Below are 25,827 nucleotides of genomic sequence, written 5' to 3'. Positions count from 1 at the left end.
TGTTTGCAGCGCTTACAGCGAATAGTGATTTTGCGTAGTATATTTATTTCATTGCAGTTTTATTCACTGTTGTATTGCTACTATTTAGCAAAAACATACACATAAAACAAATTTCATGGTGAAAACATGAAGAAAAAACATTTTCACGAACGCGAGCTCGACAAGATCGACCTTAAGATATTGAAATGGCTGCAAAAAAACGGCCGAATGGCCATGACGGAGCTGGCGGAAAAGGTGGGGCTGTCCACCACTCCCTGCACCGAGCGCGTGCGCCGGCTGGAACGCGAAGGCATCATCGAGGGCTACCACGCCAGCATCAATCCACACGCACTTGGCGCCTCGCTGCTGGTTTTCGTGGAAATCAAGCTGTCGGCCAAGTCCGGCGACATCTTCGACGCCTTCCGCCGCGAAGTGCGGAACATCCCGGAAATCCTGGAATGCCATCTGGTGTCCGGCGAGTACGACTACCTGATCAAGGCCCGCCTGCCGGACATGTCCATGTACCGCAAGCTGCTGGGGGAAATCCTGTTGCAACTGCCGCACGCCAATGAATCGCGCAGTTATGTCGTGATGGAGGAGGTAAAGGAAACCAGCATGCTGCCGCTGCCGGAGAGCCTGATCTGAAAACACCAGTAATCAATTGCGTCGCAGATCCCGCACGATATCACTCCGGCCTGAGCGTTTTGACTGTACCGAACATTGCTCTACAGTCAATCTATCAGCACTGCCGATGCTGTTAATAATCATAACCAATGAGCTTTGCTCGCAATGAGCCACGGTGGAAATCGGCGGCATGATTCGCGACATCCAGCAAGAAGTTCAGGTGAACATTACCTCGATGGGCGACGGGCGCGACAAGGTGCGCGACACCGAAGAGGATTTCCAGCGGGCGCAAAACGCCATCGCCGCCATTGTGGAAGAGGTAAATCACATGCGTGATTTCACTTTCGAGATTGCCCACGCCTCAGAAGAACAGGCCGCCACTGCACAAAACATCAGCGACCAACTTCAAGGCATCAGTCAGCGCTGAACCACCGCGCCGCTGCGCCCCGGCGCAACGGCCGCCTCCTCGTCCATGCTTCAGCCAAACTCCGCCTTGCTTTCACGCTGTACGGCAACCACTATCAAATAGTGGGATTTGCTCACAATAAACCGCCAACTGGCAAGACTGAACATCCCAAAACCGCCAAGGCCCGTTCAAGAGGCCATTGAAGCAAGCCAGAGAACAACAGGCTGTATCAGGAAGAGGAATCACTCATGTTCAACAAGGCCCTGAAGGCACGGCTGGAACAACAGTCGGGCGAGATCGCCGCATTGCAAGCCACGCTGGATGCCATTGACCAGTCCATGGCGCGCATCACCTTCAACGCAGACGGCGGCATCGTCAGCGCCAACGCCAATTTCCAGAAACTGATGGGCTACAGCGCCGAGGAAATCGCCGGCAAGAACCATCGCCTGTTTTGCGACAAGGACGAAAGCGGCAGCCAACAGTATCAGCAGTTCTGGGATCGACTGCGTCGCGGCGAGTCATTCAACGGCGTGGTGAAACGCCTCAAGCGCGACGGCAAGGGCGTGTGGCTGCGCGCGATTTACAGCCCGGTGCGCGATGCCAGCGGCAAGGTCACCGGCTGCATCAAGCTGGCCACCGACATCACCAGCAGCGTGCGCGAATCCGCCAACGACAAGGCCATTCTCGCGGCGGCCGACCGCTCCATGGCGGTGATCGGCTTCAAGCCGGACGGCACCATCCTCCAGGCCAACGACAACTTTCTCAACACCATGGGCTATACCGCCCGCGAACTGGTTGGCAAACACCACCGCATCTTTTGCGATCCCGCTTTTGCCAACAGCCCTGCCTATGAGCAACTCTGGCGAGACCTGCAGGCCGGTCGCTTTGTTTCCGGACGCGTCCGCCGCCTCGCCAAGAGCGGTGAGGAGCGCTGGCTGGAGGCCAGCTACAACCCGGTGCTGAACGACAAGGGCATGGTCACTTCCGTCGTCAAATTTGCAACCGACATCACCAGCAAGGTGCGCCAGCAGCAGAGCGAGCAGGAAAGCGCCCAGTTTGCCTTGCGCACTTCGGAAGAGGCGCAGGCCTTGTCCAACGGTGCGGTGACGGACATCCGCGTCAGCCAGCAGGCGCTGCGCGACATGGCCGGCAATATCAGCGCCGCAGGCGAGCAGGTCAAATCGTTGGGCGAGCATTCGCAGGAGATCAGCACCATCGTGCAAACCATCAAGGACATCGCCGACCAGACTAATCTGCTGGCGCTCAACGCCGCCATCGAAGCCGCGCGCGCCGGCGAAACCGGCCGCGGCTTTGCCGTGGTAGCCGACGAGGTGCGCAAGCTGGCCGAACGCACCGCCTCCTCGACCGCAGAAATCACCGGCATGGTAGGCAACATCCAGAAGCAGACGGATCTTGCCGTAGCCAGCATGGACACCATTCTTGAACAAACCCACACCAGCGTGTCGCTCTTCGACAAGGTCAGTCAGGTGATGGGGCAAATTCATCAGGGGGCCGACGCAGTGGTGACCGCCATTGAGCAAGTGGCGGTCAAGCGGCTGGACGATTAGCGCCAGGCCGTTGCGGCGTTGCCAAGCCGCCGGCAAATGCCTTAGTGTTGCAGGCTCTTTCCCGACTTTCGCCGGAGCGGACATGAGCCTGCAATCCGTGCGCGACTTCTTCGCCGCGCGCCAACTCGACATTCCCATCATCGAACTGGAAGTCAGCACCGCCACCGTGGCGCTGGCTGCGGAAGCCCACGGCGTGGAGCCGGGCCGCATCGCCAAAACCCTGTCTTTCCGCCTCAATGACGGCCGCGTGGTGATTCTGGTAGCCCGCGGCGATGCCCGCATCGACAACCGCAAGTTCAAGGATGCTTTCGGCAAGGGCAAGATGCTGCCGCTGGAGGAGGTGACCGAACTGACTGGTCACCCGGTGGGGGGCGTCTGCCCCTTCGGCCTGGCCAGCCCCTTGCCGGTGTATCTGGATGTATCGCTGAAGGATTTTGACGAGGTGCTGCCGGCTGCCGGCGCCGTGCACAGCGCGGTGCGCATCACCCCTGCCCTGATGGCGGAGGTGACAGCGGGCCAGTGGGTGGATGTGTGCCAGCCGGCGCAGGAGAGCCCGCCCGCCGAGGTCTGAATCCACAGCGCAAGGGGCTGGGTGCCCCTCGCGCTTTACAAGATTTTGTCCGGCGCGGCAAACCCACGCATGCGAGCCAGATCCACGCCCAGACCAATCTCGCCGCCCACCTCCGGCGGCACGGGCAAGGCCGCCGCTTCGCGCGCGGACAGGCGCAATACCAGCCGGCCCACTACCGCCTCCACCTCCAGACGCACGCCATCGGCCTGCCGGCTGAGAGACAAAATGCGCGCTGGCGGCTGACCCGACTCCACCCGCAAAGCCTCCTGCGGCAGAACGCCGTCATCCAGCACATTGTCAAAACCGATAAAACGCGCCAGCCAGGCCGAGGCCGGCGCGGCCTGCAGCGCCGCCGGCGCGGCACACTGCACAATGCGCCCCTGGTGCAGCACCGCCACCTTGTCAGCCATGGCGAAAGCTTCATCGCGGTCATGCGTCACCAGCAAGGCCGGGATGTTGGCCGAACGCAAGCGCTGGCGGAACTCCGCCTGCATTTGCTCGCGCAGATGCGCATCCAGACTGGAAAACGGTTCGTCGAGCAGCATCAAACGGGGCGAGGTCACCAGCGCGCGCGCCAGCGCCACCCGCTGCTGCTCGCCGCCGGACAAGGTCCATACCCGACGATGACCCTGCCCGGACAGGCCCACCTCAGCCAGCGCCTCTTCGGCCAACCCTCTGGCCTGTTTGCGCGCCATGCCCCGCTCCACCAGACCGAAGGCCGCGTTGTCGCGCGCATCCAGATGCGGAAACAGGGCAAAGTCCTGGAAAATCATCGCCACATGGCGCGCCTCCGGCGGCTGCGCCAGTAAGTCCTCCCCGTTCAGCGTCACCGTGCCGGCATCCGGCGAGGACAGGCCGGCAATCATGTTCAGCAAACTGCTCTTGCCGCTGCCTGACGGCCCCAGCAAGGCCACCATTTCGCCGGCCGCCACCTCCAGACTGAGCGCATCCGCCACCACACGTTGGCCGAAGCGCTTGCTGATGCCTTGCACTGTCAGCATGGCTTTCTCCTGTCTTGTCGGCTGCCGGGCCATTCAATCACGCAGAAAGCCAGCAACGACAGCATCATCAATACGCCGGACAGCACCACGGCCAGATCGGCGTTTTCCTGCCCCGGTCGCCCCAGCCGCTGGTACACCAGCGTGGTCAGCGTCAGCCATTCCGGGCGGGATAAAAACAGCGTCACGGCAAACTCCCCCAGCGCAGTGGCGGCGGCAAACGCCGCCCCGCGCCGCAGGGCCGGCAAGGCCAGCGGCCAGCTGACGCGCCAGAAGGCGCGCCACGGCGATGCGCCCAGCGTACGGGCGGCGGCGGGCAGGCTGACAGGCAGGCTCTCCAACGCCTGGGTCAGATTGCGCGCCACAAACGGCCAGGCCAGCAAGGCATAGGCCGCCAGCAACAACCCCAGGCTGGCGGTCAGCGCGGGATACAACAGCAGCAGACCGAAAGCGACGCACACCGGCGACACCAGCAGGGGCAGAAAAGCGGCGGCGCGCAAACCCAGAGAGCCCTTGGCCGCCACGCCCTGCAAGATGCCCAGCGCGGTGGCCAGTGCGGTGGCCGCCAGCGTAAAGCGGCAGGTGTTCCACAAGGCCAGCCGGGTATCTTCCTGCCAGACCACAGCCCAGTCCAACCGCCCCAGCGCCGCCAGCGCGCGCGCAGCCACCGCCAGAAGGGGCAGGCCGGCAAACACTAGCAGCAAGGCCAGACTGGCCAGCAACAAGGCGCGCTGCCGCCAGCCCGCCGGGGCTTGCGCCACGGCGCGCTCCACCTTCATCGGCGCTGCCATCCGCCGCTCCAGCCAGGCATAAAGCAGCATCAGCGCGCCGGTGGCCGCCAACATCAACAAGGCCAGCGCACCGGCGTCGGCCAGATTCAGCTCGTAGGCCACCAGTTGATAGATCTCCACCTCCACCGTGGCATAGCGCTGCCCGCCCAGCAGCAAGGCCAGACCAAAACCGGAAAAGCAATACAGGAAAATAAGGCAGCAGGCCGACCCCGCCCAAGGCCGGAGCGCAGGCCACTCCACGCGCCAGAACACGCGCCATGGCGACGCGCCCAGCGTGCGGGCCGCCAGCAAACGGCTGGGGGGCAGGCGCTCCAGCCCTTCCCCGACGGCGCGGATCATCAGCGGCAGATTGAAAAAGAGATTGCCGTACAACAGCAAGACCGGCGTGTCTTGTAGATTGAGACCGAAAACCCCTTGCGGACCGAACAGCGCCAGCACGCCCATGGCCGCCACCAGGGTCGGCATGACAAAGGGCAGCATCAGCAGCCGCCACAACCAGGGTTTGCCGAAGAAATCGAAACGGGCGAACGACCAGGCAATCGGCAGACCGATCAGCAGACACAGCAGACACGTCAGCGCGGCCTGCAGAAAAGACCAGCCGATGCGCCATTGCAGATAGGCGTCGGACAACAGGCCGGCGGACACCGCCCCCCGTCCTTCGGCCAACAGGCGGGCCAGCGGCGCCAGACTGAATACGATGAGAAACGCCAGCGGCAAGGCCGCCAGCAAAACACGCTTATTCACGGCCGGCTACCGGCCCTTCCGGGAAAGGCCAGTCGGCAATCAGTACATCTTCCGGTCCATCGTCCGGGTCGCTTACCTGATGCACTTTGCGGAAGCCCAAACGGGCCGCCAGCGCCTGCGACGGCAGATTGTCCGGCGCGATGGACAGCACAAAGCGCCGCACGCCGGCCTCTTCGTGCGCCCAGCGCGCTGCCAGCCGCACCGCCTCGCGGGCAATGCCCTGTCGGCGGAAAGCCGGCAGCACGGTATAGCCCAGCTCCACCTCGCCCCAGGCTTGCAGATAGGGATGACCGGGCTGGCTGTGGAAATTGAGATGGCCCGCCACTTCGCCGCTGTCGCGCAGAATGATGGCGCGCAAGGACCAGGGCGCATAAGCGGGGTCGCTCTCCATATCCTGCAGACGCAAGGCCAGAATGGCCGCCTCCTCTTGCCAGGCCGCCGGCAAGGCGGCCCCCAGCGCGGCGGCGGCTTCGGCAAACCGCTGCGCCAGCGCATCGCGCAGGGTTTGCGGCGACAAATGCCGCAGAATCAGCCGCTCGCCGACGATATCCGGCACCTCGAAGCTCATGGTCGTGTTCACTGAGCGGACTTCAATACCACGCGCGTCCAGCGGCCCACCCACTGCGCGCTCTTGTCGGCAATGCGCTTGCTGTCCGGCGTCGCGTGGCTGGACGGCTTTTCGGCAAACTTGTACACCGGGTCCAGCGCAACTCCCTCGCGCACCGGATACATCCACATACTGGTGGGGATGTCCTTCTGTACGGCTTCCGAGCGCAGGAACTCAATAAACTTGCGCGCCAGTTCCGGCTCTTTGCCGCCCTTTACCAAGGCTGCGCCTTCCACCTGACGGAACACGCTGCCCGGCAACAACAGATTGGCGGTCGGCGACTCGTTGAGTTTTTCCTTGCTGTAAAACACTTCCGCCGCCGGGCTGGTAGCGTAGCTCACCACGATGGGGCGGCTGCCGCCGTTGCGGCTGAAATCGGTGTAATAGGCTTCGGTCCAGCCCTTGGCCACTTTCACGCCGTTGGCGCGCAGCTTGCCCCAAAAGGCAAAAGCCTTGTCCTCGCCCTGCGACTGGATGGTCGCCAGCAGGAAAGCCAGGCCCGGGCTGGAGGTGGCCGGGTTTTCCACCACCAGCAAATCCTTGTAAGCCGGGCGAGTCAGATCGTCCAGCGTCTTGGGCAACGGCAGTTTGTTCTTGGCGAACCAGGCCTTGTCAATGTTGAGAGCCACATAGCCGTAGTCCACGCTGACCGCGCCCGGCAGCGCCGGATCGGCCTTCTCCTTGCCGGCGGCTTCCAGTACGCCAGCGGACTGGGCCTTGCCGATCAGCGTGTTGTCCACGCCGTACACCACATCGGCGATGGGCTGCGCGCGGGTCAGGATCAGCTTGTTGACCATTTCACCGGCATCGCCCGCCTTGACGATGCTGAGTTTGACGCCGTTCTGCTTTTCAAACTCGGCCAGCAGCGGCTTGGAGACGGCAAAGGAGCTGTGCGTCAGCACGCGCAATTCGGCGGCGCCGGCAAAAGCGGCAAACAGCGACAAAGACAGCATCAGGGTAGATGGAATCAACTTCATGACATTCTCCATGCGAATTCTTGCCAATCGCAGGAGCAAGCGGGACGACGGGCCGACGGGCCGTGCTGCATCACGCTCCCTCCGCTGGGATTAACCAGATCAGGTTCTTAGGGTATCTCTCAGCCCGACAAGGGCACCCCCGGTGATTGCGCCCTTCCCGCAGGCGGGAGGGGCAGCATCCGTTACACGACGTTACGCAATATTCATACAACTTAATAAAGGCCGCCGGACGGAAAACGGATTGTACACACATTCCCACCATGATGAAGCCACAACAACAGCACGCTTGCCGGACATCCGGTACACCCGAAACAAACGTCCAGGAGATTCATCATGAAAACCAATCGCGTCTTCACCCTCTTCAGCTTCGCCGCCATTGCGCTGGCAACCCTGTCCAGCACCGCATCCGCCGAAACCCAATGGCAGAAAGATCACCCGCGCCGCGCCGAAGTCAATCACCGGCTGGAGCGCCAGGACCACCGCATCAACCGCGAACGCCGCGAAGGCGAAATCAATCGCCAGCAAGCGCATGAACTGCACCAGCAAGATAACGCCCTGCGCCAGCAGGAACGCGCCGACGCCCGCCAGCACAAGGGTCACATCACCAAGAAAGAACAGCGCACGCTGAATCAGGAAGAAAACACGGTCAGCAAGGAAATCGGCAAGTAAACTGACGGCATACACCCCAAGGCTCCCCGGCCCAGCGCCCGGGAGCCTGATCTTCGTCCAACCGTAGAGGCGACATTGTGAAACCCCTGCTTCCCGCCCTGCTGTTATGCCTTGTTTCCACGCTGGCCCGGGCCGGCATCGGCGAAGACGGCGCACGCCATCTGCTATCCCGCACGGGCTTTGGCGCCAATCCGGCACAAATCGCCGTGTACGCCCCGCTCAGCAGGGAGGCCGCTGTAGACCGCTTGCTGTCGCATACGGTCAGCACCGCACTGACATCGCCGCCCGGCTGGGTCAACGAGCCCTTTGACCGCCCCAATCAGGGCAACCTCAGCGAAGAACAAAAAAAAGCGCTGCAGAAAGAGCGCAACGATCACGCGCAGGAACTGCGCGGCTGGTGGCTGGAGGAGATGCGCATCACCCCCAGCCCGATCACGGAAAAGATGACCCTGTTCTGGCATAACCACTTTGTTTCCGGGCTGGACAAAGTAGGCGTGCCGCAGCTGATGTACCAACAAAACATGCTGCTGCGCCGCTACGCCTTGGGCAATTTCGGCTCCATGTTGCACGCCGTGGCGCACGACCCGGCGATGATGCGTTACCTCGACACCGCCAACAACCGCGTTGGCCAACCCAATGAAAACTTCGCCCGCGAAGTGATGGAGCTGTTCACGCTGGGCGAAGGCCATTACACCGAGCAGGACATCCGCGAAGCCGCCCGCGCGTTTACCGGCTGGTCGCTGGACAAGGACTTCAGCTTCATCAACCGCCCGCGTCAACACGACAACGGCGACAAAACGATCTTCGGCCAACATGGCAATTTCGACGGCGACGACGTGCTGGACATGCTGCTGCAGAACCCGCAGACCGCGCGCTTTGTCACCGCCAAACTGTGGAAGAATTTCGTCTCCCCCACGCCGGACGAAGCCGCGCTCAAGCGCCTGTCCGACCTCTTCTACCGGGATCACTACGAACTCAAACCGCTGATGCGGGCCATGCTGTTGACGCCGCAGTTCTGGAAGAGCCAGGGGCAGTTGGTGAAATCTCCCGTCGAGCTTACCGTGGGCACACTGGTCACTTTCGACCTCACCCCGCCGGACTGGCGCGCCATCGCCGGCCTCAACCGCCAGCTGGGCCAGGATGTGTTCAACCCGCCCAATGTCAAAGGCTGGCCAGGGGGCGAGGCCTGGATCAACAGTTCCACCCTGCTGATCCGCAAACAGTTTCTCGACCGGCTGCAACACGACGCCGCCCCCATCCGCAACGCCTTCCAGCAAGCGGACGGCAGCATGGATGAAGCCAAGGGTCGCGAAGCCCGCATCAACCGTCTGGTGCAGCGCGGCCTCGCGCCCGTCAAACTGCAGCCGGACGAATGGAGCGCCATCTATCAAGTGCGCAGCGCACAGGACACCGCCCGCTTGCTGCTGGCCGTTCCCCCGGCGCAGCCGCTGCCGGCGGGCATGAGCGGCGCGCAAGCCATCGGCCCGCTGCTGCTTGATCCGGCCTATCAGGTTCACTGAATCCACTCGAAAGACCGCCATGTTCCAGCGACGCGAATTCCTCAAAGCCCTGGGCGCCGGCCTGATGGTGTCGGCTCTGCCCAATCTCAGCTACGCCCTCGCCCCGGCCGGCTATCAGCGCTTGCTGGTACTGATAGAGCTCAAGGGCGGCAACGACGGCCTCAATACCGTTGTCCCCTACGCCAGCGACGACTACTATCGCTTGCGCCCAGCCATCGGCATCCCCCGCGACAAGGTGTTGCAGCTGGATCAGCATGTCGGTCTCAACCCCGCCCTGTCCGGCCTGATGCCGCTATGGCAAAACCATGAGCTGGCCGTGCTGCAGGGGGTGGGCTATCCAGAACCCAACCTCTCGCACTTTCGTTCCATCGAAATTTGGGAAACCGCCTCGGCCAGCAACCAGTTTCTCAGCGATGGCTGGCTCAGCCGCCTATTCCGCCAGCAACCGCTGCCGGCCGGCTTCGCCGCCGACGGCGTCGTACTGGGCAGTCAGAACCTCGGTCCGCTGGACGGCGGCGCGCGCGCCGTGGTGCTGAGCAACCCGCAAGACTTCGCCCGGCAGGCTAAGCTGGCCGGCGATCAGCAAGCCGGCGGCCATAGCGACGCCCTGTCCCACATCCTGAAAGTGGAAGGCGACATCCGCCAGGCGGCCGACGCCCTGAGCCGCCCCGCCGCGCCTTCGGCCATCATGGCCAAGACCAACATGAACCCGGCCGATGCACCCACCGCGCCGCCCAAACCCAACGGCGCCTTCCAGCAGGCCATCATCACCCTCGCCACCCTGCTGCAAAACGGCGCCCGCATCGCCGTGGCGCGCATCACCCTCACCGGCTTCGACACTCACGGCAATCAGAACAACACGCAAAACCGCCTGCTAACCGAGCTGGGCGACGGCCTGGCCTTGCTGCGTCAGCAATTGCAGGCGCAAGGCCGCTGGGACGACACGCTGGTGATGACCTACGCGGAGTTCGGCCGCCGGCCGCGAGAAAACGGCAACAAGGGGACGGATCACGGCACGGCCAACAGCCATTTCGTGCTGGGCGGGCGCGTTAAGGGCGGCCTGTACGGGCAAACACCGCAACTGGCCGGACTGACCGACGGCAACTTGCAGCACGCCATTGATTTTCGTCAGCTGTACGCCACGGCAATAGAGGACTGGTGGGGCAAGGATGCGCGCAATGTGCTGGGCAGCCGCTACGTCAAACTGCCGATACTACGCGCCTGACGGAAAGCAACGCTGAAAGAGACTGACCGGCGGCAGGCAAAAAAAGGCCCGGGCACAATGCCCGGGCTGGCTTGATGCACGATTTAAGCCGCAGATTGCAACGGGACAGACTCACTCGCAAACCCGGCGCCACCGGGAGTGCGCTATCTCATATGCAACTACCGTGCCAGCACTGTGCACTGCAGCAAAACAAGCGCTGTGCAGGCCTGATACCGGGTCTCCAACAGGCTTTTGCGCCTGACAGGACGTCCATCTGTTGCAAACAGCATGTCGCAACGCACCAATCAAAAGCATTTTCGCACCGCAGCAAGGATTTCCTGCACAACACGGTGGCATGAGTAAGCTATCATGCAGCCATGAGCAGCCCGACCTCCTCCACCAGACCGGACGCTGAGCCGGAAGCCGCCTACAAAGCGCCGGAAAGCGAAACCACACTCACCACGCTGGCTATGCCGCTGGGTGAAACTGTCCTGACGCTCAGCGCCTTGGGCAATCCGGTATACGGCATCCTGCACCGCAGCCGCGCCATGACCGAGCAATCGGACTTTTTTCGCCTGCAGTTCCGCGGTTTCGCTCGCGCCGAAGGCACCCAGTGGGAGCACTTCGCCAATGACGACGCCCGCTTCCACGCCGCCTACAACTGCGCTTGGGTACGGGTGGACCATCCTAGCCGCTCCGTCACCTTTGGTCCCAAAACCGGCGTCAACTGCAACCCGGCGTTCCAGGGCCTGGGACTGGACGCCTTCCTGTTTGCGCAAACCATACAATGGGTCAAGGGCGCCTATCCCGATTACGCCATCAGCCCCGGCATGGTGAATGTACCCACCACCGCCACCGAAGAAGAAAAGATGCGCCGCAACGCTTTTTATGCGAGCCAGGGCTTCCAGTTTGACTGGCAGGACGCAGCGCAGCGCACCGGGCTGTTCTTCAAGGACAAGGTGAGCAAACTGCTGGGCGTTTGGGACAAGGAACACATTTCGGAAGTGGGCGGCGAGGAAATGCTGCAATCGCTGCTGCAGCAAGACGAATCCCGCCAGAATCTGGAACAGAAAGTTGCCCGACTGGAAGCCGCGCAGGCCAGCATGAAATCCGCCCTGCAAAAAGAGAAGAACACCTCGCAGATCCTGATGGGCGTGCTCATCATGGGCGGCATGCTCGCGCTATGGGCGGTGATTTAAGCAAACTTGCGTTTTGTCACGGTTTTTCTAAAGGCTGTCCTACAAAATGATAGGGGCATGCTGTACATTGAATCAGGGGTACCTCCCTTGACATCGCCTTGACGCAAGGTCGCGGCGAGCGGCAGTCATCACAATAAGTTCCGCCTCACGCAAGGCAGGAACAACATAGCGGGAAGCCAATGATGAAAAGCACCAGGATGAAAATCACCGGGCTGTTTGAGCACGCCCTCGCCAGGCTCAGCCTGGAATGGGTGATTCCCATGTTCAGCCTGTTTCTCATCGCGCTGGTCTGGGGCGCGGTGATCTGGCAAGTGAAAGAGGATTACCAGCGCAGCCAGCTGGAAAGCCAGCGCACCCGGGAAAGTATGGTGCGCGCCTTCGAAGAACACATCTCCCGCACGGTACGCGCCGTGGATCAGTCCGTCCTGTTCCTCAAGTACGAGTACGAACAGGAAGGCGACAAGATGAACATCCGCGACTACGTGGACAAGGGCATCATCCAGAGCGAACTGTTCGTGCAGATCGCCATCATCGGCCCCGATGGCATGCTGCGCATGTCCAGCGTGCCCAACTTCAAGAAAGTGGACCTCAGCGACCGCGAACACTTCAAGGTCCACATCAATCAGGACAACGGCAAACTGTTCATCAGCAAGCCGGTAAAGGGACGCGCCTCCAACAAATGGTCCTTGCAATTCACGCGTCGCATCAACAAGCCTGACGGCAGTTTCGGCGGCGTGGTCGTGGTATCGGTCGACCCCTTTTACTTCACCAGCCTCTACAAAGATGTCTATCTTGGCCGCACCGGCGTGGTGACGCTGGTGGGCGCCGACGGCATCGTGCGCGCCCGCAGCAGCGCCAGCGGCATGGGCATCGGCATGAGCATCAAGGACAGCAACCTGTTCAAACAGTGGCCGGCCAGCAATCAGGGCCGCTACGAGCAGGTCAGCGGCATCGACCACATCAGCCGCACCGTCAGCTATCGCGCGGTGGACGGCTATCCGCTGGCCGTGCTGATGGGCATGGGCAACGAAGAGGCAATGGCGGATTTTTACCAGCATCGAAACAGCTATTACCTGGCCGCCGCCTTGATGTCGCTGATGTTCGGTCTGGCCGGACTCCTCATGTACAGCATGGCCATGCGTCTGAAAAAGAGCATGGCGCAAGCCGAATCCGCCAGCCGTATGAAGTCCGAATTCCTCGCCCACATGTCGCACGAATTGCGCACCCCGCTCAACGGCATTCTGGGTTGCTCCGAATTCTTGCAGGCCACACTCACCGACCCGGGCGATCTGGACACGGTGGGCATGATCAACAAGAGCGGCAAACATCTGCTGAATCTGGTCAACTCGGTGCTGGACATGGCGCGCATTGAAGCCGGCCGCATGCCGCTGGAAGTCACCGACGTCAAGTTGCCCGAAGCCCTGCAGGATGTGGTGGAGTTGTTCCGCCCACAAGCTGACGGCAAGGGACTGACGTTGACGCTGAACTACTCGCAAGCCGACAACGACGACGGCAAGCGACGACTCGACCAGACCAAGCTGACGCAGATCATGAACAATCTGCTGCACAATGCCGTCAAGTTCACCGACAAGGGCGGCATCACGGTCGACGCCAGACTGACCGCCCACCATCTCAAGCTGGAGGTGCGCGACACCGGCTGCGGCATCCCGCCGGATCAGCAGGAGATGGTGTTTGAACAGTTCCGTCAGGCCGAGGCCTTCCTCACCCGCGCGCAGAGCGGCTCCGGCCTGGGGCTGGCGCTGGTGAAGGAACTGGTGCGGCTGATGGGCGGCAAAATCACCCTTGAATCGCAAACCGGCGTGGGCACCGTGTTCCACGTCGACATCCCGCTGGAAGGAAAACATCAATGAGCGCACAGGACACCATCCTGATCGTCGACGACGACGAGATCAATCGCAAGGTGGCCGCCCTGTTCCTGCAACGCATGGGTTGGCAGACAGGCCAGGCAGCCAGCGCCGCGGAAGCGTTGGAACAAATGGAAAAGCAGGCCTACGCCTGCCTGCTGCTGGATATCAGCATGCCGGGCATGAGCGGCATCGAACTGTGCCAGCAGCTACGACGCGACGAGCGCTGGAAAGGCCTGCGCCTGGTGGCCTACACCGCGCACGCGATGAGCGATGAACAAGCTGCCATCCTGCAAGCAGGCTTTGACGCCATCATCACCAAACCCCTGTCGCGCGATGCGCTGGAAGCGGCCCTGGGACGAACGGCCGGTTAAGCCAGGCCCCCGCCCTTTCCATCGATATCAAAAAACACACGGAGCTTCACCCTAGGTGCAGAAGCCTGACTCCCCCTCCCAGGCCGTCAACGTCGACAAACTGCGGAACCTGGCCATGCTGGCTGCCGGCCTCGTCCGGCTGCCTCATGCCATGCTGGCCGACAAGCAACAGCAAAACTGGCGTTTGCTGACCGCCTGGCAAGCGGACAACGCCCACTTGCGGGAAGCCCTTGCCCTGCTGGATCAGGCTGCTCCGGACAGCGAAGGGTTTGCCGAAAGCCTGCAGGCCGGCCGCTACGCCTGCCGCGTGCAAGCCGCCCAAACCGCCGCGCTGTTCTTGCTGGGCGATCGGACCACGCCGCTGGACATGGCGGAAAAAATCAACCTGCAATCCCTGCTGGCTATGGCGCCGGGGCACAACGTCGATGAGCGCCCCCTGTTGGCGCAACTAGAGCAACTGGATTACTTCCTGCTGAGTTGCGACGCGGACGGCCGCATCTTCGACGCCAACGACCGCTGGCTGCGCACGTTTGCCGGCAAAAGGCCGCCATCCGACTTGTTCGCCCTGCTGCCGGTAGAATTTCACCCGGTGTTTCGCCAAGAGTTCGGCATGGCGGCGCAAGGCGCGCATGGCAGGCCGTTCGAATTGGCCATGCCGGACAAGGACGGCCAACTGGTGCTGCTGGAAGCTCGTTTCGCCGCCGGCAAGACCGGCAGCCAGCGCTTGATCCTGCGCGACATCTCCGCCCAGAAAGAACAGGAGCTGTGGCTAAGCGCGCTGCTCAACAATATGGACGATGGCGTGCTGGCCATGGACATGCAGGGCCGGCTCACCTACATGAACCGCGAAGCCGAACACATGCTGGGCTGGCGTTTCATCGACATGCACGGCCAGAACGTGCATGAACTGATTCACCATCACCTGCCCAATGGCGACAAGCTGCCGCTGGAAGACTGCGTTATCTACCGCGCGCAACAGGAAAAACGCACCTACCGCTCGGAAGACGAGCTGTTCTTTCGCAAGGACGGCGCGCCGCTGCCGGTGCGTGTCTGCAATACGCCCTTGCTGCTCAACGGCAAGCTGGCGGGCAGCGTCACCACCTTCGCCGATGTCAGCGAGGCGCGCGAGCGCGAAGAGCAGATGCGACAGGCCAAACAGGCGGCGGAAAAGGCCGCGCGGGCCAAGAGCGAGTTTCTCGCCACCATGAGCCACGAAATCCGCACGCCGCTCAACGGCGTGATCGGCATGATCGAACTCCTCAACGATACGCCGCTGGACGCAGAGCAATCCGACTTCGTGCGCACCATCAAGATGTCGGCCGACACGCTGCTGTCCATCATCAACGACATCCTCGATTTCTCCAAAATCGAAGCCGACGGGCTGGAAATAGAAGCCATTGACTTCTCCTTGCGCCAGTTGCTGGAAGGCACGCTGGACATCGTCGCCAGCAAGGCCCACTCCAAAGGGCTGACGCTGGCCAGCTTCGCCACGCCGGACGTGCCGGACACCTTGTGCGGCGACCCCACGCGACTGCGCCAGATCCTGTTGAACCTGCTGTCCAACGCCATCAAGTTCACTGAAAACGGCATGGTGCTGGTTTCCGCCACGCTGGATCACCGCGAGGGCGGCACGGTGCAGCTGAGGCTGTGCGTGAAAGACACGGGCATCGGCCTGAGCCCCACCGCCAAGGAACGACTGTTCCAGCCCTTTGCCCAGGCAGACAGCTCCACCACGCGCAAATACGGCGGCACCGGTCTTGGCCTTGCCATTTGCAAGAGGTTGGCCGAAGCCATGGGCGGCGCCATCGGCGTGGAAAGCCTGCAGGGCGAAGGCTCGGAATTCTGGGTCAGCCTGCCGCTGCCGGCCACCGGCAACGACAGTTGCCTGACCGCGCGCGACGATCCGTCCCGGCATCTGGTGATGATCGCCGGCGACAGCCCGGACAACCGTGCGCTGTGGAGCCGGTATCTGGATAGCTGGAACGTGCCGCATCAAACCTGCGCCAGCCTCGCCGGCTTGCTGGAAGCCCTGCGCGACCAAGCCGCCGCCGGTCGCAGACCGGACACGCTGCTGCTGATAGAACCGCTGCCGGACGCCACGCTGGAACAGGCGGCGCAAATGCTGGCAGTGGAAAGCATTCCCATGGTGGCCTGCTTGCAGGAGCCGGACGGCAAACGCAAGAACCTGCTTGCGCATCAGGGCCTGGCCGTGCTCCACAAGCCGATGAAGCAATCGGCGCTATTGGACGCCCTGCTGGTGCAATGGGCGCCGAGCGGCATCCGCCTGCACACCCCGGACAAAAACGCGATACCACCCAGCCTGCGCGCCGACCGCCACTATCGCCTGCTGTTGGCCGAAGACAACCCGGTAAACCAGCGCGTGGCCGCCAGCATGCTGCACAAGATGGGCTTCATGGTGGATGTGGTCAGCCACGGCGGCGAAGCGCTGCAAGCCATCGGCCAACAGCATTACGACGCCATCCTGATGGATTGCCAGATGCCGGAAATGGACGGCTATGAAGCCACCCGCGCCATCCGCAAGCTGGAAAGCGAAAAGCCGGATCGCCGCCGCCTGCCCATCATCGCCATGACCGCCAACGCCATGGAGGGCGACCGCGCCCTCTGCCTGGAAGCCGGCATGGACGATTACCTCGCCAAGCCGATTGAATACAGCACGCTGGAAACCCGGCTGGCGCAGTGGCTGCCGCATCAACCCGGCGTCGAGCCGCCCGCCGTGGCCCCAGCGCCCAAGGCGGACCGGAACGGCTTCTCCGTCAAGCGGCTGACGGAATTCCTTGGCGACGACCCGGTAGCCATCGCCGAGATGCTGGAGATTTTCCGCGACTCGCTGGAACGCTGGCGGCAACGGCTGCGGCTGGACTTGCAAAGCGATGGCGGCCATATGGTCAAACTGGCCCACGAGCTCAAAGGCAGCGCCGCCAACGTCGGCGCGGACACGCTGGCTACCCTGGCCACCCAGCTGTATGCCGCCGCCAAGGACGAAAACCGGCAAGCCCTGCCCGATATCGCCGCCCGCATCGAAACCGAGATGGACGCCATCCTGGTTTTCATTGCGGGCTATGGAAAGGAATAAGCGATGTCGCACGTCATCGTGGTGGACGACAACGACACCAATCTGCTGCTGCTGCGCCACATCCTGCTAAAGCTGGACGACGTCACAGTGGACACGTTCTCCGATCCGCGCCAAGCACTGGACTGGTGCAGCCTGTACGAGCCGGATCTAGTGTTGCTGGACTACATGATGCCGGAAATGGACGGCATGGAATTCATGCGCCGCTTCCTCGCCCTCCCCCAGCGGCAAGACGTGCCCGTGGTGATGGTGACCGCCGACACCGAGCGCGACGTGCGCCATCTCGCCTTGCAAATGGGCGCGCGAGATTTTCTCACCAAGCCGGTGGACAAAGTGGAACTGACCGTGCGGGTACGCAACCTGCTAGCGCTGCGCAAAAGCAGCCAGCAACTGGCCAATCGCGCCGCCTGGCTGCTTGAAGAAGTGAAAAAGGCCACGGCGGAAATTCGCGCCCGCGAGAAAGAAGCCATTCTGCGACTGTCGCGTGCCGCGGAATACCGCGACCCGGAAACCGGCGCGCACTTGCTGCGCATGTCTTCCTACGCGCGCCTGATCGCCCGGGAACTGGGCCTGCCCCAGCAAGAACAGGAAATGCTGCAAGAAGCCGCGCCCATGCACGATATCGGCAAGGTCGGCATCCCGGACGCCATCTTGCTCAAGCCCGGCAAGCTCACCGATGACGAGATGGCCATCATGCGGCAGCACCCGGGCTTCGGCCACGAAATCCTCAACGACTCGGTATCGCCGCTGCTGCAATGCGCAGCGGTGGTCGCCCTGAGCCATCACGAAAAATTCGACGGCAGCGGTTACCCGTCCGGCCTGACCGGCGAGGCCATACCGCTATGGGGCCGCATCGTGGCGGTGGCCGACGTGTTCGACGCGCTCACCTCCGACCGGCCCTACAAGCGCGCCTGGCCGCTGGACGATGCCCGCCGCTATCTGGAAGACGAAAAAGGTCGTCACTTCGACCCGGTCTGCGTCGACGCCCTGTTCGCCGCCTGGGAAGACGTCCAGCGCATCCGCGAACAGTTTGCCGATGAGAAAGTTCCGCCTACCGTGCACAGCCCCTACAAAGAAGGCGGCCATCATGCTTGAGCCTGCCCGCTTCAACGAACTGAAAATCAGCGGCAACCTGCCCTCGCCCAAAGGCACGGTGTTGAAGGTGATGCAACTGAGCGAGCACAACAACGTGCCCTTGCCCGAACTCATCGCCGCGCTCAACACCGATCCGGTGATGATAGGACGCCTGCTCAAGGTGGCCAATTCGGCCGCCTTTGTGCGCAGCCGCCCGGCCGTGGCGCTGACGCCGGACGTGCTGATGTCCATCGGGCTGAACACCGTGCACCAGGTGGCGCTGACCTTTGCGCTGGTGGCGGAATACCGCCGAGGCCAGTGCAAGGCCTTTGACTACGACCGTCACTGGTCGCGCGCGCTGGCCTGCGGCGCCGCCATGCAACAACTGGGCATGCAGCTGCGACTGGCGCCGGCCGGCGAACTCTTCACGCTGGGCATCATGTCCACCATTGGCCAACTGTCCATGGCCACGCTGCACCCGGACGCCTACAGCGAGCTGATCCGCGAACACGGCCACCCCTACGACCCGCTCATGAGCGAGGCGGAAAGCCAGCTGTTCGGCTACACCCATCTTGAAGTCGCCGCGGCCTTGCTGCGCGACTGGGGCCTGCCGGCCATGTTCTGCGAGGCCGTCAGCCATCAGGAAGCGCCGGAAACCCTGCGCCAGCCCGAAAACTCCCGCACCGCCCGCCTTACCCGCTGCCTGCAACTGGCCAACCGCATGGCCGAGCTGTTCCTGCTCAGCGGCGAATTCCGCGTACAGCGCTATGCCGACCTGAAAAAACAGGCCATTCAGCTGGATATCGATATCGGCCACTTCGCCCGCCTGTGCGACGAAGCCCTGCGCGAATGGCGAGACTGGAACGCCCAGCTGGGCATCGCCAGCCCGGATGAAGAGCCCTTTGCCGTTCTGGAGCGCCGGCAGGCCATTGCACCGCGCCAGGAGAGCCCGGACAACGAACAAGAGGCGATGCACATCCTGGTGGTGGAAGACGAACCCAGCCAGCGTTTGCTGCTGCGCCGCTTACTGGAGCTGCTGGGACACCGCGTGGATGTGGCAGCCAACGGCCAAGAGGCGTTTGAACTGGTGGTGCAACAGCCGCCGCAGGTGGTCATTACCGATCTGGCCATGCCGGAAATGGACGGGCTGGAGTTGATCCGCAAGCTGCGCGCCACGCCGGCCGGGCGCCAGCTCTACATCATCGTGCTCACTGTGCTGGACGACGAAGACAGCCTCGAGGAAGTCTTCGGCAGCGGCGCGGACGACTTCATCAGCAAGCCCATTCCGCCGCGCATCCTGCAGGCGCGCCTGCTGGCCGGCCAACGCATCATTCAGGAACAACGCAACCTGCTCATGCAGCAAGAGCAGCTCAAACGCCATCTGGAAGCGCTGTCCATCGACAACCAGATGGCGCAGGAGGCCGCGCAAACCGACGGTCTCACCGGCCTCTACAACCGCCGCTACGCCATGCGCTACCTGCCGCAAGTGTGGGAAGAAGCCCGCCGCAGCCAGCAGCCGCTGACGGCGCTGATGCTGGACATCGATTACTTCAAACAGGTCAACGATGAACAGGGCCATGATGTGGGCGATGCCATCCTGCAAGAACTGGCCGGCATCCTGCGCATGCTCTGTCGTCGCAGCGACGTGATCTGCCGCTTTGGCGGCGAGGAGTTCCTCATCCTGCTGCCGGATACCCGGCTGAACACCGGCATCCAGGTGGCCGAACGCATCCGCACCACGGTAGCCGGCCACGCCATGGTGACGGCGCAGCAAACGCAGCGTATCACCGTCAGTATCGGCGTTGCCGAAATGCAGGGCGACCACGCCAATATCGAATCGCTGATCAAGGCCGCTGATCAGGCGCTGTACCGCGCCAAGCGCAGCGGGCGCAACCGGGTGGAGTCCGCGGACTGACCGCCGCGGCCCAGGTTGGCCGAAGAAGCGGGCCCCAACCCAAGGCCCGTTTTACAGGAGGATAGCCATGCCCCTTTCCATCCGCGCCCTGAGCCTGCTGGCCCTGCTGACTACCCTGCCCGCCAAGGCGCACGACTGGCAAGCCCCGGGCAAAACTCTGACCCTGAACGGCCGCGCCCTGCCGCTGGGCGATGGCCGCGTCAGCGCCGCTCCCCGCGCCGGCCATGTCTTTGCCTGTCAAACCCGCTTTCACGGCGGCGGCGCGCAACGCAAGGGCCCCTGGATCAAAGCCGACAACACCTGGGACGAAACCGCCAAGCTGCATGTGCTGGGGCAGGTGCTCTGGCCGCAAGCCAGCTTTCAGGCGCTGACCCAAAACGGCCAACGCCAAATCAGCGGCAACGGCCTGCCGGTGGCCGCGGCCACCGGCATCTTCCCCGTGGCCGTTTCAGACCCTGTCTACCAGATAGACCGCAACCCCAACGCCATCCACCAGCAGGACTTTGTCTGGAATCTGCCGCTGGAGCCGCAAGCCGCCGCAGACCCAGCCTGTCTACCGATGGGGCCGATAGGCGTCGCCCTGAACGGTGTGCCGATCTTCAACGCACTGGACGACGAGGGCCGCGACGCTGTGGCGCATGAGGTGCAGGACAGCTGCAACGGCCATCCCGAGCGAGCCGGACGCTACCACTACCACGGCCCCAGCCCCTGCATGCCCGGCATCAAGGAAAACCAGCGTCTGGTGGGCTATGCGTTGGACGGCTACGGCATCTACAGCCTGTTTGACGACAACGGCCGCGAACTGAAAAACAGCGATCTCGACGCCTGCCACGGCAGAGTCTCGCGGGTACTGTGGAATGGCCGGCTGGTCAGCATCTATCACTACGTGATGACGCGAGAGTTTCCCTACACGCTGGGCTGCTTCCGCGGATCGCCGGTCCGCGCCGGAGCCACGGCCAAGGCCGGCAAAGCCGATGATGCCGGTTCCAATCATCCTCCCCCCAGCGCGATGGACGCCCCGTCCGGCCGCCGCCACCCCCCGCCGGAGGCGATGCAGGCCTGCCGCGCTCGCACTGCCGGCTCGACTTGCAGCTTTACCGGTCGCCGGGGCGAAGCGCTGGAGGGCAGCTGCCAGCAGCTGGGTGAGGCGCTGGCCTGCGTGCCGGCCGGCACGCCGCGCCCCTGACTGGCGGACAAGTAGAAACGCCGTTCACTTGCCCCAGTGAACGGCGTTTGCAGAACGGCTGACAACACTCCCGCTGCCGCCTTGCCGTACCCGAGTACGGCCTGCCTCGGCGCACAGAGCCTCAACCGCGCCACTGAGTTTATCAGCCGCCCTTATTGGGGCTGGCGCTGGAAGGTTGGCCGAAGGCCGAGAGTTGACGGCATCCGGTCATTCAGGCTCACACATCCTCAGTATCGGCCCACCCCTCGCGATTGCCGGTCTGGTACACCAGATCCTCAGCCGCCACTTCGCCGGCGCCCAGCGTCGGCATGGCGTCCACCTGATGATAGATGGGCGTGAAATCCGGCGCGGTGGCGTCGAACAATTGTTGGAAGCTGTCGATGACGAAGTAGGTTTTCTGGAAGGTGTCGATGCGGTAGCGCGTGCGCATCAAACGCTGCAGACCAAAACCCACCCGGTTGGGGCTGGCGCTGTCCAGGCAGTATACCGATTCGGATTTACTGGACAGAATGCCCGCGCCGTAAATGCGCATGCCCTCTGCCGTGCGGATCAGGCCGAATTCCACCGTGTACCAGTAAAGACGGGCCAGCTGGGTAAGGTAGCCCAGGTCCTTGGCCTTCATGCCGCCCTTGCCGTAAGCCTGCAGGTAGTCGGCAAACACCGGATCAATCAGCAGCGGCACATGGCCGAACAGATCGTGAAACACGTCCGGCTCTTGCAGGTAATCCAGCTGATGCGGCTCGCGCAGCCACCAGGTCACCGGAAAACGGCGATTGGCCAGATGCTCGAAGAATACATCGTCGGGAATCAGCCCCGGCACCGCAACAATGCGCCAGCCGGTAGCCGCCCCCAAGCGCTGGTTGAGACGTTCGAAATCCGGCACGCGGTCGGCGTCCACGCCCAGCTTGTCCAGCCCGTCCATGAACTCGCGACAGGCACGGCCAGGCAGCAACTCGCTCTGGCGGCGGTACAGCGCGGCCCAGGTGGCGTGGTCTTCCGCCGTGTAACGGTCTAGCGGCTGCGGCAGGGTGAAGTCGCGCGGGTCATGGCTCAACCCTGCATTCTTGCGGGTGGTGATGTCCGGCACGACAAAATCGGTGCGGTCGTTCATGGCGGGATATCCGGTGGGGTTTGATGCTTTGAGTGTAGCCCGCGCCGCTTGCGGCAGGTCCGCAAGTTTTGCCTTTTCAGCGCCTTCTTTGCATACTTGATGCAAATCAAACCTTGTTCACGCACGGATGCCGCATCAATGGAATTAGACCGCTTCGACTACCAGATTCTGCAAGCCTTGCAGCAAGACGCCCGCAGCACTCATCAGAAACTGGCGCAAAGCGTGCCGCTGTCCGCCTCTCAAATTGGCCGGCGCATCCAGCGCATGGAGGAAAGCGGCGTGATCCAGGGCTACCAGGTGAACATCACGCCGGAAAGCATCGGCCTGTCGGTGATGGCTTTCGCTCATGTCAGTCTGGAGCGCCACAGCGAAAGCTCGCTGCGCGAATTCGCCCAGGCCATCGACAGCCTGCCCGAGGTGCTGGAATGCTACGCCGCCGCCGGCGAAGCAGACTATCTGCTGCGCATCGTGGTGGAAGACCTGCCGTCGTTGTCGCGCTTTGTCATGAACCGGCTGATGCAGTTGTCTCTCGTTCGCAGCGTGAAATCCACCATCATCCTCGACGCCATCAAGCAAACCAGCAAATTGCCGGTGCGCAGCGGCAAGGCGGCGGATTAAGGCGGGACTAGCCGGTAGGCGCCTCCCCCTCGTCCTCCGCCGACAACGGCATCACCTCCTGCAGTTTGCCGAAGTCCACGTGATCGAAACCGGCGTCATCGGTTTCCAGCAAATCGGCGTAACGGTGGTTCCAGCGGATATCGCCATGGCTGAACAGATGTCGGCCCATCGCGGTCTGGCGGGTAGTGTCGTCCATGCCGCTGATGGACAGGATGAACGAGCAGCCCTTCCGCGCCATCTCTTCGGCCGACATGCCGTACAGCGGGCTGTGCTCGTCGATCACATGCATCAGCGTCCAGCTCAGCACAAACAAGGGATGGTGCCGCCGCTGCAGCTTGAGGTCTTTCAGCTGGCGAATGCGCAGCCCTTCCGGCGTGACATGGTTGACCAGCAGATTGAGCTGGGCGTCGGCGTCCACGATATAGCTCTGCCTGGCGTTGGCGGCGCGCAGCATCAGGGTGGGCCGGCCATCCAGCCTGCGCACCACAGGGTTCTGCGAAAACACGATGCGCGAGCGCGGCAGCGAAAAACGCGAAAAGGTCACCCCGGTCACCAGCGCAATACTCATCATGCCAAGAAAGATTTCCAGCGTGCTGACCACATGGGCATACAGGGTCTGCGGGTGCATGTCGCCGTAGCCCACCGTGGCCAGCGTTTCCACGCTGAAGAAGAAACCGCCCCAGAAGCCGGTTGGAAACTGGTTGGCGATACTGCCCGGCTGCAAGGCGTACAAGGTGGCGAACACGGTATTGAGCAGCAGGAACAAGCCGCCGATGGCCAGGTAAAAACGCGGCCAGCTCAGTGTCATCGCATAGTGATAGAGGTCGTGCCCCAGGCCGCTGGGCAGCCGATGGATGAAAATGTCCCGGTCCCCCACATTCACCCGCCGGGCCTGATATCGCGTTTTCATGTTGTATCTCCCTGAGCGGACGATTGTGAAAAGCCCGTCCTGCTCCGTCAACCACCCGTGGCCGGCGCATTGCCCGCCAAGGTGGCCCACGGCACAATGGAAGCTTCCCCCACAGAGCCGGACCGCGCCATGAGCCTTCCTGAAACCTTCAAATCCGTCCATTACGCCGCCACGCAAAGCGGGCCCCGCCTGATCGTACTGGGGGCTGTGCACGGCAATGAAACCTGCGGCAGCCACGGCATCCGCCGCCTGATCGCAGAACTGGACCAAGGCGATGTCCGCCTTGCCAAAGGCAGCCTGACGCTGGTGCCAGTCACCAATACCCGTGCTTACAACCTTGGCCAGCGCGGCGCGGATCGCAACCTCAATCGCAACCTCAGCCCCACCGATGCGCCACAGGATTTCGAAGATCACGTGGCCAACTGGCTGTGTCCGCTGCTGGCCGCGCACGAGGTACTGCTGGACCTGCACTCCTTCCAGTCGCCCGGCGTGGCGTTCGCCTTCATGGGCCCGCAGAACAACGATGGCCCGCTGGAGCCCTTCCGCCACGCGGCCAAGGAGGAAGCGCTGGCGGCGCGCCTGGGCGTATCGCGGCTAATGGATGGATGGCTGTCCACTTACGCGCTGGGCGTGGAGCGCCGGGTGGCGCTGTTTGGCGACGGCGGCGGCCGCCAGGCCCAGCTCAACACCGACGCCCGCTACGGCGTGGGCACGACGGAATTCATGCGCGCGCAAGGCGGCTGGGCGCTGACGCTGGAGTGCGGCCAGCATCAGGACCCGCAAGCGCCGGACGTGGCCTATCAGGCCATCCGCAACACCCTGGCCCATCTGGGCATGGTGGATGAAACCGCACCCCCGCTGGTGGCGGATATCGAAACGCTGTCCTTGTACGAGGTGGTGGACAAGCTGCACGACGACGACAGTTTTGTGCGCGCCTTCGCCAGCTTCGACCCCATCCGCAAGGGGGAACAGATCGGCCTGCGCCACGACGGTACGCCAGTGCTGGCCATAGACGACGGCTGTATCGTGTTTCCCAACCCCAAGGCACAAACCGGGCAGGAATGGTTTTATCTGGCGCGACGCAGCGCGCGCCTGGCCTGACCCGCTGCCGGCTGCTGCAAGCTCAGCGGCCGGCGCGCCCCAGCGCAAAATCCACCGCCGCCTCGGCGTGCAGGCGCGTGGTGTCGAACACCGGCACGGCGATGTCCGCCGGCGACAACAGCAAGGGCAACTCGGTGCAGCCGAACACCACGCCTTGCGCGCCGCGCGCAAGCAGCTCGTCAATGATCTCGAGATAGGCCGTCCGGGTGGCCGGCAACGTCAGGCCCCGACCCAGCTCTTCTTTCAGCGTGTGCTGGATGAAATCACGTGTTTCTTGTCTTGCGGGGGTCAGGGCCCGGATGCCGTGGGCCTGCAACACCTCATGAAAAAAGGGCAGTTCCATGGTGTAGCGCGTGCCCAGCAAGGCCACCGTGCGCAAGCCCTGTTCCGCCACGCGCCGCGCGGTGGCTTCGGCAATGTGAATCACCGGCAGCGCCAAGGCCGCCTGCAGGCGCTCCGCGCACATATGGGCCGTGTTCGCGCACAGCACGATGGCTTCCGCGCCGCCGGCTTTCAGGCTTTGGCCGGCAGACAGCAAGACGGCGAAGGTATTGTCCCAGTCATCCCAGCCATGCCGCTGGATAGCGTTGAAATTGACCGAGTAGACCAGGCATTCGGCAAACTCCAAGCCGCCCAGCGCGGCGTTTACGCCTTCGTTCACATAGCGGTAGTAATCCAGCGTGGACACCCAGCTGAGCCCGCCCACCAATCCGATCTTCCTCATG

General features: G+C 63.0%; 23 protein-coding genes, 1 pseudogene and 1 riboswitch. Of the genes and pseudogenes, 17 read left to right on the top strand and 7 right to left on the bottom strand.

Annotation, left to right across the window (positions count from 1 at the left end; genetic code table 11):
- Positions 1-126: 126 nt before the first annotated feature.
- The 5 genes and pseudogenes from Q0P52_RS06480 to Q0P52_RS06460 all read left to right on the top strand — a co-directional run bounded on the left by Q0P52_RS06480 (position 127) and on the right by Q0P52_RS06460 (position 3,148).
- A complete protein-coding gene (locus Q0P52_RS06480; protein ID WP_293760153.1) occupies positions 127-624 on the top strand; it encodes an Lrp/AsnC ligand binding domain-containing protein in 498 nt (165 codons plus the stop codon).
- 154 nt (positions 625-778) lie between these two features.
- Positions 779-1,030 (top strand): methyl-accepting chemotaxis protein, encoded by a 252-nt coding sequence (locus tag Q0P52_RS06475; protein ID WP_293760155.1) that lies wholly within the window; start codon positions 779-781, stop codon positions 1,028-1,030.
- 227 nt (positions 1,031-1,257) lie between these two features.
- A pseudogene (locus Q0P52_RS06470) lies at positions 1,258-2,031 on the top strand (PAS domain-containing protein); the annotation flags it as partial.
- Positions 2,029-2,577 carry a methyl-accepting chemotaxis protein gene (locus Q0P52_RS06465; protein ID WP_293813686.1) on the top strand — a complete coding sequence of 183 codons (549 nt, stop codon included), beginning with the start codon at positions 2,029-2,031 and terminating at the stop codon, positions 2,575-2,577. The pseudogene Q0P52_RS06470 and the gene Q0P52_RS06465, both read left to right, overlap by 3 nt.
- An 82-nt stretch (positions 2,578-2,659) precedes the next feature.
- On the top strand, positions 2,660-3,148 hold the full coding sequence (locus tag Q0P52_RS06460; protein WP_293760157.1) for a YbaK/EbsC family protein: 489 nt from the start codon (positions 2,660-2,662) through the stop codon (positions 3,146-3,148).
- 35 nt (positions 3,149-3,183) lie between these two features.
- On the opposite strand, the gene Q0P52_RS06455 is transcribed toward Q0P52_RS06460, so the two are convergent.
- The 4 genes from Q0P52_RS06455 to Q0P52_RS06440 are packed head-to-tail and all read right to left on the bottom strand — an operon-like array spanning position 3,184 to position 7,265.
- Complete coding sequence (locus Q0P52_RS06455; RefSeq protein ID WP_293760159.1) at positions 3,184-4,149, bottom strand: ABC transporter ATP-binding protein; 966 nt, start codon at positions 4,147-4,149, stop codon at positions 3,184-3,186.
- Positions 4,143-5,681, bottom strand: a complete 1,539-nt coding sequence (locus Q0P52_RS06450; protein ID WP_293760161.1) for an ABC transporter permease subunit — start codon at positions 5,679-5,681, stop codon at positions 4,143-4,145. Before Q0P52_RS06450 ends, Q0P52_RS06455 begins: the two co-directional genes overlap by 7 nt.
- Complete coding sequence (locus Q0P52_RS06445) at positions 5,674-6,261, bottom strand: GNAT family N-acetyltransferase (RefSeq protein ID WP_293760163.1); 588 nt, start codon at positions 6,259-6,261, stop codon at positions 5,674-5,676. Before Q0P52_RS06445 ends, Q0P52_RS06450 begins: the two co-directional genes overlap by 8 nt.
- Complete coding sequence (locus Q0P52_RS06440; RefSeq protein WP_293760165.1) at positions 6,258-7,265, bottom strand: thiamine ABC transporter substrate-binding protein; 1,008 nt, start codon at positions 7,263-7,265, stop codon at positions 6,258-6,260. The genes Q0P52_RS06445 and Q0P52_RS06440 overlap by 4 nt, the downstream gene beginning before the upstream one ends.
- A gap of 58 nt (positions 7,266-7,323) precedes the next feature.
- Positions 7,324-7,416: riboswitch (TPP riboswitch) on the bottom strand.
- A 182-nt stretch (positions 7,417-7,598) separates the two neighbouring features.
- Between Q0P52_RS06440 and Q0P52_RS06435 the strand changes: the two genes are divergently transcribed.
- From Q0P52_RS06435 to Q0P52_RS06390, 10 genes are all read left to right on the top strand, one after another.
- Complete coding sequence (locus Q0P52_RS06435; protein WP_293760167.1) at positions 7,599-7,934, top strand: hypothetical protein; 336 nt, start codon at positions 7,599-7,601, stop codon at positions 7,932-7,934.
- A gap of 77 nt (positions 7,935-8,011) precedes the next feature.
- Positions 8,012-9,454, top strand: a complete 1,443-nt coding sequence (locus tag Q0P52_RS06430) for a DUF1800 domain-containing protein (RefSeq protein ID WP_293760169.1) — start codon at positions 8,012-8,014, stop codon at positions 9,452-9,454.
- 19 nt (positions 9,455-9,473) lie between these two features.
- Complete coding sequence (locus tag Q0P52_RS06425; RefSeq protein ID WP_293760171.1) at positions 9,474-10,679, top strand: DUF1501 domain-containing protein; 1,206 nt, start codon at positions 9,474-9,476, stop codon at positions 10,677-10,679.
- A 356-nt stretch (positions 10,680-11,035) separates the two neighbouring features.
- A complete protein-coding gene (locus Q0P52_RS06420) occupies positions 11,036-11,857 on the top strand; it encodes a hypothetical protein (protein ID WP_293760173.1) in 822 nt (273 codons plus the stop codon).
- Between the two features lie 179 nt (positions 11,858-12,036).
- Complete coding sequence (locus Q0P52_RS06415) at positions 12,037-13,728, top strand: ATP-binding protein (protein WP_293813683.1); 1,692 nt, start codon at positions 12,037-12,039, stop codon at positions 13,726-13,728.
- Complete coding sequence (locus Q0P52_RS06410; RefSeq protein ID WP_293760176.1) at positions 13,725-14,096, top strand: response regulator; 372 nt, start codon at positions 13,725-13,727, stop codon at positions 14,094-14,096. Before Q0P52_RS06415 ends, Q0P52_RS06410 begins: the two co-directional genes overlap by 4 nt.
- A gap of 55 nt (positions 14,097-14,151) precedes the next feature.
- Complete coding sequence (locus tag Q0P52_RS06405; RefSeq protein WP_293760178.1) at positions 14,152-17,190, top strand: PAS domain-containing hybrid sensor histidine kinase/response regulator; 3,039 nt, start codon at positions 14,152-14,154, stop codon at positions 17,188-17,190.
- A gap of 3 nt (positions 17,191-17,193) precedes the next feature.
- The gene (locus Q0P52_RS06400) at positions 17,194-18,282 is read left to right on the top strand and encodes an HD domain-containing phosphohydrolase (RefSeq protein ID WP_293760180.1); all 1,089 of its coding nucleotides are present in this window, start codon (positions 17,194-17,196) and stop codon (positions 18,280-18,282) included.
- Positions 18,275-20,176, top strand: a complete 1,902-nt coding sequence (locus tag Q0P52_RS06395; protein ID WP_293760182.1) for a diguanylate cyclase — start codon at positions 18,275-18,277, stop codon at positions 20,174-20,176. Before Q0P52_RS06400 ends, Q0P52_RS06395 begins: the two co-directional genes overlap by 8 nt.
- A gap of 67 nt (positions 20,177-20,243) precedes the next feature.
- Entirely contained in the window at positions 20,244-21,362 is a 1,119-nt protein-coding gene (locus Q0P52_RS06390) for a YHYH protein (RefSeq protein WP_293760184.1), read from the top strand.
- A gap of 217 nt (positions 21,363-21,579) precedes the next feature.
- Here the strand turns inward: Q0P52_RS06390 and phhA are convergent, their stop codons facing one another.
- Positions 21,580-22,473 (bottom strand): phenylalanine 4-monooxygenase, encoded by an 894-nt coding sequence (phhA, locus tag Q0P52_RS06385; RefSeq protein WP_293760186.1) that lies wholly within the window; start codon positions 22,471-22,473, stop codon positions 21,580-21,582.
- Between the two features lie 138 nt (positions 22,474-22,611).
- On the opposite strand from phhA, the gene Q0P52_RS06380 reads away from it, so the two are divergent.
- Positions 22,612-23,091, top strand: a complete 480-nt coding sequence (locus Q0P52_RS06380) for an Lrp/AsnC family transcriptional regulator (protein ID WP_293760188.1) — start codon at positions 22,612-22,614, stop codon at positions 23,089-23,091.
- A 7-nt stretch (positions 23,092-23,098) separates the two neighbouring features.
- Here the strand turns inward: Q0P52_RS06380 and Q0P52_RS06375 are convergent, their stop codons facing one another.
- Positions 23,099-24,001 carry an ion channel gene (locus Q0P52_RS06375; protein ID WP_293760190.1) on the bottom strand — a complete coding sequence of 301 codons (903 nt, stop codon included), beginning with the start codon at positions 23,999-24,001 and terminating at the stop codon, positions 23,099-23,101.
- 129 nt (positions 24,002-24,130) lie between these two features.
- Between Q0P52_RS06375 and Q0P52_RS06370 the strand changes: the two genes are divergently transcribed.
- Positions 24,131-25,102, top strand: coding sequence for a succinylglutamate desuccinylase/aspartoacylase family protein (locus tag Q0P52_RS06370; protein WP_293760192.1), 972 nt, complete (start codon positions 24,131-24,133; stop codon positions 25,100-25,102).
- Between the two features lie 22 nt (positions 25,103-25,124).
- Here Q0P52_RS06370 and Q0P52_RS06365 read toward each other — a convergent pair whose 3' ends face one another.
- Positions 25,125-25,826 (bottom strand): amino acid racemase, encoded by a 702-nt coding sequence (locus Q0P52_RS06365; protein WP_293760194.1) that lies wholly within the window; start codon positions 25,824-25,826, stop codon positions 25,125-25,127.
- Between the last annotated feature and the right edge of the window lies 1 nt (position 25,827).

This window comes from uncultured Aquitalea sp., from assembly GCF_945957525.1.
Lineage (GTDB): Bacteria > Pseudomonadota > Gammaproteobacteria > Burkholderiales > Chromobacteriaceae > Aquitalea.
The sequence above is the reverse complement of the archived record's forward strand: the minus strand, read 5'-3'. Positions and strand labels throughout refer to the sequence as shown.